Here is a 13,443-nt window from a genome sequence, read left to right as displayed (position 1 = left end):
CCCCGGCGAGCGCCTCCCTTTCCGGAGTGCTGATCTTGGAGCGCGGGCTGGGGCACTTCTGTTCCGCGCACATCGTTACCATGCCTGGACGGAGATTCCGACGACCACTACGACCACTGACGACGAGGGACGGGCGAGCGCGTGGCCGACGAGGCAGACTTCCAGGGGATGAGTCCCTCACCTGCCCGCCGGTGGCTCCGGCGCACCGGAGCGCTGCTGGCGGGTGCACCCCTGCTGGCCGGCCTGCTGCAGCTACCCGCCGGTACGCCGGCCCATGCCGTCGCGAGAAGCGCTGGGAACGCCTCCCTGGCGAACGCCGGCGGCTCCTCGACGGTCAGTGTCTCGCTCGACTCCCTCACCCCCAGCGCGCCCACCGCCAGCGACACCCTGACCGTGTCCGGCACGGTCACCAACAACGGCAAGCAGGCCGTCACCGGCGCCCATGTGGGCCTGCGGGTGAGCCCCACACCGATGAGCAGCCGCTCGGCCATCGATCGTGCCGCGCAGCGCACCGGCTACCAGCCCGGTACCGACGGCACCGAGCTCGGCGGGAAGTACGTCGAGGAGTTCGACAAGCTCGCCGCGGGCGCCTCCCAGACCTTCAGCATCTCGGTACCCGTCAAGGACCTGGACCTCGGTGACGACGGGGTCTACCAGCTCGGCGTCTCGCTCTCCGGCCAGACCGCCGCGCAGCCGTACCCGCAGGTTCTCGGCATCCAGCGGACCTTCCTTCCCTGGCAGCCCGACGACGCCTCCACCAAGACGAAGACCACCTATCTGTGGCCGCTGATCTCCCGCGTGCACATGACCGCGGAGACGCTTCCCAACCAGCAGCAGACCCCTGTCTTCCAGAGCGACGACCTCGCCAAGGAGATCGCTCCTGGGGGCCGTCTCTCGCAGCTCCTCTCGCTGGGCAAGAACCTCGATGTCACCTGGGTGATCGACCCGGATCTGCTGGCGTCCGTGGATTCCATGGCGAGCGGCTACAGCGTCAAGGGCGACGGTGACAGCGTCACGACCGGCAAGAACCAGGCGGTCGCCAAGCAGTGGCTCGGCGAGCTGGAGAAGGCGGTCCAGAACAAGGAGGTCGTGGCCCTGCCCTTCGGGGACCCCGACCTGGCGTCGCTCGCGCACAACGGGAAGAACGTCACCGGCTCGCTCGGCCACCTCAAGGACGCCACCGACGTGGCGTCGAGCACGGTGGAGACCATCCTGCATGTGAAGCCGGACACGGACTTCGCCTGGCCCGTGAACGGGGCGATCGACCCCTCGATCGTCAAGGTCGCGACCTCCGCGGGCGCCGACAAGGTGATCGCCCGAAGCGACAGCCTTCGGGACGACCGTCTCTCCTACAACCCCACCGCCGCACGCCCGATCGGCTCGGGCACCACGGCCATGGTGGCGGACGACGGCCTGTCCACGGCCTTCCAGGACGACATGACCTCGGCGTCGAGGTCCACCCTCGCCGTGCAGGAGTTCCTGGCCCAGAGCCTGATGGTCGACCTGCAGGAGCCGGGCAAGGAGCGCAGCATCGTCGTCGCCCCGCAGCGGATGCCCTCCGCGAGCCAGGCCGCGTCGATGGCCGAGGCGCTGACAGAGCTCCAGGGCAGCCACTGGTCGCAGCCCGGGGACCTCTCGGACGCGGCCAAGGCCGCTCCGGACCCCGATGCCGCGACGAGTGTGCCGTCCACGTCCCGCTATCCGTCCTCGCTGCGCAGGGAGGAGCTGCCGCAGTCGGCGTTCCAGCAGATCGAGGACACGCAGGACAAGCTCGACGGCTTCAAGGTGATCCTCAACGAGCGCGCACGGGTCGTCACCCCCTTCGGCCGGGCCATAGACCGCGCCATGTCCACCTCCTGGCGTGGGCACCCCAACGGCGCAGCGGCCTTCCGGCAGGGCGTGACGTCGTACCTGGGGCTCCTCACCAGTCAGGTGCACCTGATCAAGAAGTCCGAGACAAAGCTCTCGGGCCGCAGTGCGACGATCCCCGTGACGGTGCAGAACAACCTCATGCAGGGCGTCGACCACCTGGTGCTGCGACTCACCTCACAGCAGCCGACCCGTCTGAAGGTCGGAAACGGCCCCTACTACGAGCAGCCCATCACGGTCTCGGGCGGCCACAGCCAGTCCGTGAAGTTCACCACCACCGCGAACGCGAACGGCAGGGCCTCGGTCGTCGCCCAGCTCTTCACGGAGGACGGCCAGCCGTACGGCACCCCCGTCACCTTCGACGTGAACGTCACCCAGATCACGCCCACGGTGATGCTGGTCATCGCCGGCGGTGTCCTGCTCCTCGTACTCGCCGGATTCCGCATGTACACCCAGCGCAAGAGGGTGGCCGCGCGGCAGGCCGAGGCGGAGCAGGAGAACGGTTCCGATGACGCGGACACCGTCTCGAACGATGAACACCTGAACGGGCCCACGGACGGCACCGTAGACACTGAGGACACGGTAGGTTCCGCGGGGACACCCGAACAGGAGTCGGACACCGGCACCGGGGCAGACGCCCCGGAGCAGCCGAGTGACCCGGCACCGGACACCGCACCGGAAAACACCGACCCGTCCGGGACGGGTGAGAGAGTGGACCGTTGAGCGATGTCGTGGCCGGTGAGCCTGGTGACAATGAGGTGGGGCAACCATGAACGCGCCGTACGACGGTGAGCGCGGCCCGGGCGGCTCGGGCTACCCCGAGGGCCCCCCGCCGCATGAGCACGCGGACCACGGGCAGCCCTCGCCGGACGCCTACCCTCAGGACGCCCACCACCAGGGCACCTACCCACAGGGCGCCTACCCGCAGGACCCGTACGTCCAGGACGCCTACCAGGCTCAGAACCCCACCGCCCAGGACCCGCTGGACCAGGTCCTCCACGACCGCGCCGCGTACCCGCCGCCCGCCCCTGGCGACCACCAGCGGCACTCCCTCTACGCGCAGCCGCAGGCGCCCCAGTACGCGCCGGACCCGCAGGTGTGGGCGCGGCCTCCCGCCCCGGAGCCGGAGGGGCCCTCACAGCGCCTGCCCTATGGCGACGACGCCCGCACGACGCAGTTCCTGGGCGTCGACGACCTGGTCACCCAGGCCGGTGAGGAGCGTCATGAGCCTGACGCCTTCGCGCATCTGTTCCGGGACCAGCAGCAGAGCGCCAGCCGGCCGTACCTGGAGCAGTCTGCCGCCGTCCCCGGTCCCGCCTACGCTCCGGCGCCCGGGCAGGGCCCCGCGGAGCCCTACCCGGGCCCTGTGCACGCCGCCCAGGCGTCCGCTCAGGAGCGGGCCTACGCCCCCGCTCCGGCAGCGGCGCCCGTGCCCCCGTCGGCGCCTTCGGACCTCCCCGAGGCGGCGCCCGCGCAGGCGAAGGGCGGGCGTGCCTCGGGCCTGCTGAAGTCCAGCGCCGTGATGGCGGCGGGCACGATGGTCTCCCGGCTCACCGGCTTCATCCGTTCGGCACTGATCGTCTCCGCACTGGGGGTGGGCCTGCTCGGCGACACCTTCCAGGTCGCCTACCAGCTGCCGACGATGATCTACATCCTGACCGTCGGAGGCGGTCTGAACTCCGTCTTCGTGCCGCAGCTCGTCCGCGCCATGAAGGAGGACGAGGACGGCGGCGAGGCGTTCGCGAACCGTCTGCTCACCCTGGTAATGGTGGCTCTGGGCGCGCTCACCGTGGTCACGGTGCTGGCCGCGCCGCTCCTGATCCGCCTGCTGTCCGACTCCGTCGCGAGCGATCCGGCGGCCAACGAGGTCGGCGTGACGTTCGTCCGCTACTTCCTGCCCTCGATCTTCTTCATGGGCATCCACGTGGTGATGGGGCAGATCCTCAACGCCCGCGGGAAGTTCGGTGCCATGATGTGGACCCCGGTCCTGAACAACATCGTGATCATCGTGACGCTCGGCATGTTCATCTGGGTGTACGGCAGCGCCGCGAGCTCCGGCATGAAGGTCACGAACATCCCGCCGGACGGCCAGCGCCTGCTCGGTGCCGGTGTTCTGCTCGGGCTCGTGGTCCAGGCCGTCGCGATGGTCCCGTATCTGCGGGAGACCGGGTTCCGGCTGCGGCTGCGCTTCGACTGGAAGGGCCACGGCCTCGGCAAGGCGGCCACCCTCGCCAAGTGGACCATCCTGTTCGTGCTCGCCAACCAGGCGGGCGCGATCGTGGTGTCCCAGATGTCGACGGCCGCGGGCAAGGCCTCGCCCGTCGACGGCACCGGCTTCGCCGCCTACGCCAACGCCCAGCTGATCTGGGGCCTCCCTCAGGCGATCATCACCGTCTCCCTGATGGCCGCCCTGCTGCCGCGCATCTCGCGTTCCGCCTCGGAGGGCGACGCGGGAGCCGTCCGTGACGACATCTCCCAGGGCCTGCGCACCACGGCCGTGGCGATCGTGCCGATCGCCTTCGGGTTCCTCTCGCTCGGCATCCCGATGTGCACCCTGATCTTCGGATCCTCCGGCACCGGCTCCGCCACCAACATGGGCTACATGCTGATGGCCTTCGGTCTCGGCCTGATCCCGTACTCCGTGCAGTACGTCGTCCTGCGCGCGTTCTACGCCTACGAGGACACCCGCACCCCCTTCTACAACACGGTCATCGTGGCCGCAGTGAACGCGGGCGCCTCGGCCGCCTGCTATCTGCTGCTCCCGGCCCGCTGGGCCGTGATCGGGATGGCCGCCTCGTACGGCCTCGCCTACGCGATCGGCGTCGGTGTCGCCTGGGGACGGCTGCGCAAGCGGCTGGGCGGGGATCTGGACGGTGCCCGGGTCCTGCGAACATACGCGCGACTCGGGATCGCCTCGGTGCCCGCCGTGCTGCTGAGCGGAGCCGTCTGCTACGAACTCGGCCACCTGCTGGGGCGAGGCGCCGGCAGCTCGTTCATCGCTCTGATCAGCGGAGGTGTCCTGCTGCTCGGCGTCTTCTACGTCGCCGCGCGGAAGATGCGCATCGAGGAACTCAACTCGATGGTCGGCATGGTGCGCGGGCGCCTGGGGCGCTGAGGCGGGGGTACGCGCACAACCATCGTCCGCCGCTGTGTGTCGTGCATAGCGGCCGACTATGGGCACAATTGGTTTCTGCGTCGGACAGCGCGCGCAACGGATGGGGAGGCAGGAACGACGGTGGCGGAACGGAGCACGGCTGCCGTCGACGTGGCAGACAACAGCGGTGACGAACCGCTGACCGCCAAGGCGGGCCAGTCCACGTCCGACGGGGTGACCCAGGACCGGAAGCGGAACACGGAAAGCGACGAGGTGCAGGGGAGTGCCGTAACGGAGCATCCCGACGCGACCTCGCCGCCCGAGTTGCACAGCGGCCACAAGCTCGCCAGACGCTACCGCCTGGAGGAGTGCCTCACCCGTCTGGACGGATTCAGCAGCTGGCGTGCGGTGGACGAGAAACTCCGCCGAGCCGTCGGCGTGCACCTCCTGCCGGCGGACCACGCCCGGGCACGTTCCGTGCTCGCCGCGGCGCGCTCCTCGGCTCTGCTCGGTGACCCCCGCTTCGTGCAGGTCCTGGACGCGGTGGAGGAGAACGACCTCGTCTACGTGGTGCACGAGTGGCTGCCCGACGCCGTCGAGCTGACCACCCTGCTGGCCTCCGGACCGTTGGAGGCGCACGACGCCTACCACATGGTGACGCAGGTCTCCCAGGCGATGGCGGCGGCCCACCGCGAGGGGCTCTCGCACCTGCGCCTGAACCCGGGCACCGTGCTGCGCACCTCCTCCGGCCAGTGGCGTATCCGGGGCCTCGCCGTGAATGCCGCGCTGCGGGGCATCAGCTCCGACAGCCCGCAGCGGACCGACACGGAGGCCCTCGGGGCCCTCCTGTACTCCGCCCTCACCCAGCGCTGGCCCTACGAGTCCGATGCCTACGGGCTGTCCGGTCTCCCCAAGGGCGTCGGCCTGATCGCTCCCGACCAGGTCCGCGCCGGCATCCACCGCGGTCTGTCCGAGCTGTCCATGCGGGCCCTGGTCAACGACGGAGCCACCGCCTCCCGTCACGAGGCCCCGTGCACGACGCCCGAGGAGCTGGTGAAGGCGGTCGGCGAGATGCCTCGCATCCGGCCGCCCGAGCCCGCATTCACGGCCCCGCCGGACTACCAGCGCACCACCTATCAGCAGGGCACCTACGGCCGCTCCGCGGCCGGCCCTGCCACACAGCCGGTCGCCGCCCCGCCGCCCCCGCTGCAGAGCCCCACCGGCAGGGCCCTGAAATGGGCCGTGTCGGCTCTGCTCATCGCGGCCCTGGGCCTGGGCAGCTGGCAGCTCGCCGAGGCCCTGATGGACAACGGCAAGCAGGAGAACACGAACCGCACCCACACGACGGACGGGAACGACAAGAACGGCGTCGCCCCGCAGCCCGCCGCGGCGATAAAGATCAAGGGTGCTACGGAGTACGTCGCCAAGGGCGATGCCCAGCACCCGGCTGACGTCGACAAGACGTTCGACCACAACCGCTCGACGTACTGGAAGACCAGCACCTTCCTGGACGGCCCGGCACTCGCGCCGTACAAGCCGGGCGTGGGCATCGTGTACGACCTCGGTTCGGCGCAGAAGCCCGCCACGGCCTCCATCGGGCTGCTCTACGGAGGCGACCACACCACGGTCGACCTCTACGCGGCTGACTCCCCGACACCGTCGTCGCTGGACTCGATGAAGAAGATCGGCACCGTGACGACGAGCGGCACCACCGCCACGGTGAAGATCATCAAGTCGGTGAAGACGCGGTACGTGCTGGTGTGGATCACAGCCATGCCGTACTCGGGCCCGGACCCGAGTGGATACACCGAGGGCGGCTACCGGCAGGCGATCACCGAGACCTCGTTCACGGGCTGAGCAAGCGTCGATGGGGAGGGGGCCCGATGGCGGATGAAGCCGGACACGGCGCTGCAAGCGATCAGGACCTCCTCGCCCGCCATGTCGCGGGCGACTCGGAAGCCTTCGGCGAGCTGGTGCGGCGGCATCGCGACCGACTGTGGGCCGTGGCGCTGCGAACGCTGGGAGACCGCGAGGAGGCCGCTGATGCCGTCCAGGACGCCCTTGTGTCCGCCTACCGGGCCGCCCACACGTTTCGCGGCCAGTCGGCCGTCACGACCTGGCTGCACCGGATCACGGTGAACGCCTGCCTGGACCGCGCCCGCAAGGCAGCGTCCAGGAAGACCTCTCCGGTCGACGACACGGAACGGCTGGAACAGCTCCTTGAGCCGCATGAATCGGCGGCCGCGCCGGCCGAGCGCAATGACCTCCGCCGGGAGGTGGTGGAGGCTCTGGGCACGCTTCCCACCGACCAGAGGGCCGCCCTCGTCCTCGTGGACATGCAGGGCTATCCGGTGGCGGAAGCCGCCCGCATCCTCGAGGTGCCGACCGGCACGGTGAAGAGCCGCTGCGCCCGGGGCAGAGCCAGACTGCTGCCGCTGCTCACCCATCTCCGCAAGGGACACGGCGGCGAGGACGGCAAGAAGTCGGCCGGCGGACGGAACCGGACACAGAAGCCATCCGTCCCACCCGCGGCAGGGCCATCCGAAACAAGGCCGCACGATCCGGGACCAAGCGATTCAGCTGCTGTGAAGGGCGGAGGTGGACGAGCGTGACCTCTGCGACCGACACAGCCGGACATCCGGATGTCGAGGAGCTCTCCGAGCTCACCGAAGGACTGCTTCCCGCATCCCGTACGACGGACGTGCGGCAGCATCTGGACGGCTGCACGCTCTGCTCGGACGTGTACGACTCCCTCAGGGAGATCCGCGAGGTCCTCGGCGCTCTTCCGGAGCCGGCACGCATGCCCGCCGACGTGGCGAGCCGCATCGACGCCGCCCTCGCCGCTGAGGCGCTCCTGGGCGCCGGGACCACGGACGAGAAAGCCCTCTCGGCGGCTTCCGCTCCCGCACGTGTTTCACGTGAAACACCGGCCTCGGCCGACCGTCCCTCGGGGCGCCCCCGGTCAGGCAGCGGACCGGGCCGAACCGTGCGCACCCGCCGACGCCGAGCGCCTCTTCTCCTGGGAACCCTGGTCGCGGCAGCGGCCCTGGGGCTGGGCGCGGTGCTGGTCCAGGTGTGGGGTCACCACGGCTCGGGCAGCCCCCCACAGGCTTCCGCCCCCCGTACGGATGCGAAACACACCTACTCGGTGGGCACGCTCCAGGGGCAGGTGACGGACCTGCTCGCGGCGAAGAAGACGGTCGGCGGCCAGACAGGCAGCGCCAAGCCCTGGGCCGCGCAGTCGGAACCCGGCACGGGGTCCTCGGGTATGCAATCGAACCAGACGTTCAAGGACGCCGGCGTCACCCTGCCGAGTTGCGTCGAGAAGGCTCTGCACACCAGTCAGGCCGTGCTCGCCGCCGACCAGGGGGTGTATCAGGGAAAGGCTGTCTACCTGGTGGTGACTCCCGACGCCTCCGACAGCTCCAAGGTCACGGCCTTCCTGGTCGACTCCGCCTGTGTGAAGCCGGCGTCGTCCTCTCCGGGCAAGGTCCTGCTGACCACCTCGTACAGCCGGCCCTGACGCCTCCGCGCTGTCGGGAGCCCCGCGGACTTCTGTCGGTGCGCCGCGCGACACCTGTGTGCGGTGACACGTCTCCGTGTGGCCGGGCATGGCGGGAATGCGGGCCCCTTAGGATCCGTTGGGTGGGGTGGAGTACAGAGACAGGCTCCACCGAGCAGTAGCAGTCTCCAGAGACGAGGAATCAAGCCGTGAGCGACGTCCGTAACGTGATCATCATCGGCTCCGGGCCCGCCGGCTACACAGCGGCGCTGTACACCGCGCGTGCGTCGCTCAAGCCGCTGGTGTTCGAGGGCGCCGTCACCGCCGGTGGCGCGTTGATGAACACCACCGAGGTCGAGAACTTCCCCGGCTTCCAGGACGGCATCATGGGCCCCGAGCTCATGGACAACATGAGGGCCCAGGCGGAGCGGTTCGGTGCCGAGCTGATCCCGGACGACATCGTCTCCGTCGACCTCAGCGGCGAGATCAAGACCGTCACCGACACCTCGGGCACGGTCCACCAGGCGAAGACGGTCATCGTCACCACCGGCTCCCAGCACCGCAAGCTGGGTCTGCCGAACGAGGACGCCCTCTCGGGCCGCGGTGTCTCCTGGTGTGCCACCTGTGACGGCTTCTTCTTCAAGGACCAGGACATCGCCGTCATCGGCGGTGGTGACACCGCGATGGAGGAGGCCACCTTCCTCTCGCGGTTCGCCAAGTCCGTGACCATCGTCCACCGCCGTGACACCCTGCGCGCCTCCAAGGCGATGCAGGATCGTGCCTTCGCCGACCCGAAGATCAAGTTCGTCTGGGACAGCGAGGTCGCCGAGATCAAGGGCAGCCCGAAGCTGGAGGGCCTCGCGCTGCGCAACCTGAAGACCGGCGAGCTCAGCGAGCTGCCGGTGACGGGTCTGTTCATCGCGATCGGCCACGACCCGCGCACCGAGCTCTTCAAGGGACAGCTCGACCTGGATGACGAGGGCTACCTCAAGGTCGACGCCCCCTCGACCCGGACCAACGTCACGGGCGTCTTCGGCGCCGGCGACGTCGTGGACCACACCTACCGCCAGGCGATCACCGCGGCGGGCACCGGTTGCTCCGCCGCTCTCGACGCCGAGCGCTTCCTCGCTGCCCTGGCTGACAGCGAGTAGCAGGCACCGTCGAGGCCGAGCAGGCCTCCACACGCCCCCCTTCCGCCCTGACCCGCACCGCACGACCGAGTTAAGGAGCCCGCCGTGGCCGGCACTCTGAAGAACGTGACCGACAGCACCTTCGAGCAGGACGTCCTCAAGAGCGACAAGCCTGTCCTGGTGGACTTCTGGGCCGCCTGGTGCGGTCCGTGCCGCCAGATCGCTCCGTCGCTGGAGGCCATCGCCGCCGAGTACGGCGACAAGATCGAGGTCGTCAAGCTCAACATCGACGAGAACCCGGCAACGGCCGCCAAGTACGGTGTGATGTCGATCCCGACCCTGAACGTCTACCACGGCGGCGAAGTCGCCAAGACGATCGTGGGCGCAAAGCCGAAGGCCGCGATCGTCCGCGACCTTGAGCACTTCATCGGCGAGTAGTCGACGACGCCGCTGAAGCGGCGATGTTTCACGTGAAACATCGAAGGGGCCAGCCCTCGGGGGCTGGCCCCTTCGCATTCCACTCTCACAACGGGCGCAGCGCCGGTTCCTTCTGTACGGCCCCCAGAAGGCGGTCCAGCGCCATCTCCACGTCTTCCTTCCACGACAGCGTCGTACGCAGCTCCAGCCTCAGCCGGGGGTGCCTCGGGTGCGGACGGACCGTCTTGAAGCCCACCGCCAGAAGGTGCTCGGCGGGCAGCAGACATGCCGGTTCCTTCCACCGAGCGTCGCCGAACACCTCGATCGCCTTGAAGCCCCGACGCAGCAGATCCTTGGCGACCGTCTGGACCATCACCCGACCGAGGCCCTGCCCCTGGTACCCGGGCATGATGAAGGCCGTGATCAACTGCACCGCGTCCGGCGCTATCGGGCTCGTGGGGAACGCTGTGGAGCGCGGGACATAGGCGGGGGGCGCGTACAGCACGAAGCCCACCGGGACGTCGTCCACGTAGACCACCCGGCCACAGGATCCCCAGTCCAGCAGCACGGCGGAGATCCAGGACTCCTTCTCCAACGCGGCGGTTCCGGCCGTTACCGCGGCCTCACCACTGACGGGGTCCAGTTCCCAGAAGACACACGCGCGGCAGCGGCTGGGAAGATCCGGGAGGTTGTCCAGCGTGAGCGGTACGAGCCGACGCCCCATGAAGGCTGTTCCTCGCTTCCTTCGCCCGCCGCGTCGCGGGCGGCTGTGAGAGTGCTCCGCTCCCTGAGCAGGCTGCCGACGAACCCGCCGACCGCTCCCAGACCCAGGCCCGCGGTCACCAGTCCGGTACGGCTCATGGCTCGCATGGCCCCTGCCTCCCGATGAAAGGTGCTGCCAGGTGGATGTGCCATACCCCAACGCATCGTATCCATGATGCGATTGCATCGATACCGACTGAAAGCAAAGAGCGGATCGTGTCCGGTACACACCGGACACGATCCGCTCCTTCTGGTCACCGACCGGGCGCCCCTCGGGCGGCCGTGGGGACTCAGTCCTCCGAGTCCTCGGCCTCTCCGTCCAGGAGGCTCCGCTGAAGAACGGAGCCCTCACCGGGGGCGAGTGAACCAAGGATGCGCTCCAGGTCCTCCATCGATGCGAACTCGACGGTGATCTTGCCCTTCTTCTGGCCGAGGTCGACCTTCACCCGGGTCTCGAAGCGATCCGAGAGCCTGGTCGCGAGGTCGCTCAGCGCCGGGGACACCCGAGTGCCGGCACGCGGTCCCTTGGACCGCGGGGCGCTCTTCGGATGCGATCCCATAAGAGTCACGATCTCTTCGACGGCCCGAACGGACAGCCCCTCGGCCACGATCCGGTGGGCCAGCCTGTCCTGCTCCTCCGAGTCATCGACGGACAGCAGAGCCCGCGCATGTCCCGCTGACAGCACGCCGGCGGCAACCCGGCGCTGGACCGCGGGAGACAGCTTCAGCAGCCGCAGGGTGTTGGACACCTGAGGGCGCGAGCGTCCGATGCGGTCCGCCAGCTGATCGTGAGTGCAGTTGAAGTCCCTGAGGAGCTGGTCGTAGGCGGCAGCCTCTTCCAGCGGGTTCAGCTGGGCCCGGTGAAGGTTCTCCAGCAGGGCGTCCAGAAGGAGCTTCTCATCGTCCGTGGCCCGCACGATCGCCGGAATGAACTCCAGGCCGGCCTCACGGCATGCACGCCAGCGGCGCTCACCCATGATCAGCTCGTAGCGCCCGGGATCCACCTGCCGCACCACGATGGGCTGGAGGAGACCGACCTCCTTGATGGAGGTGATCAGCTCGGACAGTGCGTCCTCGTCGAAGACGTCACGCGGCTGCCGGGGGTTCGGGGTGATGGAGTCCAGGGGAAGCTCGGCGAAGTGGGCACCGAGGGGAGGCTGGGGTGCCTCCGTGTCATCGCCCGCCGCGGGCTCCTCCGTTTCCGGTGAAACAGCGGGAAGTGTCGCCACCTTGGCCGCCGCGACACCGCGTTCGGCGGTCAGCGTCGCCCTCGACGGGGCGGAGGAGCCGGTTGCCGACCCGCTCGAAGCAGCCGCCTTCTCACCCGTCGGGGCAGCAGGGATCAGCGCGCCAAGGCCACGGCCCAACCCCCTCCGTCGCTCACTCACTGGATCCCCTCCACCATGCTCTGTTCCATCTGGGCGCCACTGTGGGCCTGCTGCGCGTCGTAGTGGATGCCCACACCCTTCAGCGCGATTTCACGCGCCGCCTCAAGATAGGAGAGTGCGCCACTCGATCCAGGATCGTAGGTCAACACCGTCTGCCCATAGCTAGGGGCCTCCGAGATACGGACGGAGCGAGGAATGCTCGTCCGGAGGACCTCGTCGCCGAAGTGGCTGCGCACCTCTTCCGCGACCTGGGACGCCAGACGCGTACGACCGTCGTACATGGTGAGCAGGATGGTCGACACATGCAGATGGGGATTGAGGTGCCCTCGCACCAGGTCGACATTGCGCAGGAGCTGGCCGAGCCCTTCGAGCGCGTAGTACTCGCACTGGATCGGGATGAGCACCTCCTCTCCTGCGACCATCGCATTGACCGTGAGCAACCCCAGCGAGGGGGGACAGTCGATGAGGACGTAGTCCAACGGCTGCTCATATGCCTGGATCGCCCGCTGCAGTCGGCTCTCCCGAGCCACCAGGGAGACCAGCTCGATCTCCGCACCGGCGAGATCGATCGTTGCCGGAGCACAGAAGAGGCCTTCGACGTCCGGGACCGGCTGGACGACCTCGGCGAGCGGCCTGCTCTCGACCAGCACGTCGTAGATGGACGGGACTTCGGCGTGATGGTCGATCCCCAGCGCCGTGGATGCGTTTCCCTGCGGATCGAGGTCGACCACCAGGACACGGGCACCGTGCAGAGCCAGAGACGCGGCGAGGTTGACCGTTGTCGTGGTCTTGCCGACGCCGCCCTTCTGGTTGGCGACCACCATGACACGGGTCTGCTCGGGGCGCGGCAAGCCTTCACCGGCGCGACCCAGCGCCTCTACAGCAAGCTGGGCGGCGCGACCGATGGGAGTGTCGTCCATCGGGGGCGGTGTTTCACGTGAAACATCCTCCCCCATCGATTCGGTACGGGGACCGGGGACCGGATCGGTCATCGGTCCCGCGATGTTGGCGTCGGACCGCAAGGATTCACTCTCCTCGACTTCTGGCTCGCGATGAACAGAGCCTCCCATGCCTGTGGGGTGGTGAACCAGTGAGGTCTGCTCTTCTGTGGAGAAATCCACCTCTGTGGACAACTCCGTCCCCTTACTGGGCGGCGAAGTGCCATGGATGGACGGACCCCGGGGGGATCCAAGGGGCTTACGCTCTCGGGGTTCGGCCGCGACCCGGCCTCGACTGATGATGCCGTGGAGCAGTGAGCGACGTTTCACGTGAAACACGATG

Annotated in this window: 10 protein-coding genes; 7 read left to right on the top strand and 3 right to left on the bottom strand. The window is 68.9% G+C overall.

Annotated elements, in window-relative coordinates:
* Positions 1-141: 141 nt before the first annotated feature.
* The 7 genes from AB0C59_RS26680 (at position 142) to trxA (ending at position 10,033) form a co-directional block, all read left to right on the top strand.
* Positions 142-2,592: a DUF6049 family protein gene (locus AB0C59_RS26680; protein ID WP_363008859.1), complete on the top strand. Its 2,451-nt coding sequence runs from the start codon at positions 142-144 to the stop codon at positions 2,590-2,592.
* Between the two features lie 46 nt (positions 2,593-2,638).
* Complete coding sequence (murJ, locus tag AB0C59_RS26675) at positions 2,639-4,984, top strand: murein biosynthesis integral membrane protein MurJ (RefSeq protein ID WP_363008857.1); 2,346 nt, start codon at positions 2,639-2,641, stop codon at positions 4,982-4,984.
* 120 nt (positions 4,985-5,104) lie between these two features.
* Positions 5,105-6,820, top strand: coding sequence for a serine/threonine protein kinase (locus AB0C59_RS26670; RefSeq protein WP_363008855.1), 1,716 nt, complete (start codon positions 5,105-5,107; stop codon positions 6,818-6,820).
* Between the two features lie 26 nt (positions 6,821-6,846).
* A complete protein-coding gene (gene sigM / locus AB0C59_RS26665; protein WP_363008853.1) occupies positions 6,847-7,575 on the top strand; it encodes an RNA polymerase sigma factor SigM in 729 nt (242 codons plus the stop codon).
* Positions 7,572-8,486, top strand: coding sequence for a hypothetical protein (locus tag AB0C59_RS26660; protein ID WP_363008851.1), 915 nt, complete (start codon positions 7,572-7,574; stop codon positions 8,484-8,486). Before sigM ends, AB0C59_RS26660 begins: the two co-directional genes overlap by 4 nt.
* A gap of 188 nt (positions 8,487-8,674) precedes the next feature.
* Entirely contained in the window at positions 8,675-9,616 is a 942-nt protein-coding gene (trxB, locus tag AB0C59_RS26655; protein WP_363008849.1) for a thioredoxin-disulfide reductase, read from the top strand.
* 84 nt (positions 9,617-9,700) lie between these two features.
* Complete coding sequence (trxA, locus tag AB0C59_RS26650; protein WP_363008847.1) at positions 9,701-10,033, top strand: thioredoxin; 333 nt, start codon at positions 9,701-9,703, stop codon at positions 10,031-10,033.
* 85 nt (positions 10,034-10,118) lie between these two features.
* Here the strand turns inward: trxA and AB0C59_RS26645 are convergent, their stop codons facing one another.
* From AB0C59_RS26645 to AB0C59_RS26635, 3 genes are all read right to left on the bottom strand, one after another.
* Positions 10,119-10,736, bottom strand: a complete 618-nt coding sequence (locus AB0C59_RS26645) for a GNAT family N-acetyltransferase (RefSeq protein ID WP_363008846.1) — start codon at positions 10,734-10,736, stop codon at positions 10,119-10,121.
* Between the two features lie 328 nt (positions 10,737-11,064).
* Entirely contained in the window at positions 11,065-12,162 is a 1,098-nt protein-coding gene (locus tag AB0C59_RS26640; RefSeq protein ID WP_363008844.1) for a ParB/RepB/Spo0J family partition protein, read from the bottom strand.
* A complete protein-coding gene (locus AB0C59_RS26635; RefSeq protein ID WP_363008891.1) occupies positions 12,159-13,232 on the bottom strand; it encodes a ParA family protein in 1,074 nt (357 codons plus the stop codon). The genes AB0C59_RS26640 and AB0C59_RS26635 overlap by 4 nt, the downstream gene beginning before the upstream one ends.
* Positions 13,233-13,443: the final 211 nt, after the last annotated feature.

It is taken from the genome of Streptomyces sp. NPDC048664 (assembly GCF_040650555.1).
Classification (GTDB): domain Bacteria; phylum Actinomycetota; class Actinomycetes; order Streptomycetales; family Streptomycetaceae; genus Streptomyces.
Note: the sequence above shows the minus strand (reverse complement) of the source record. Positions and strands in the feature narration are given on the sequence as shown.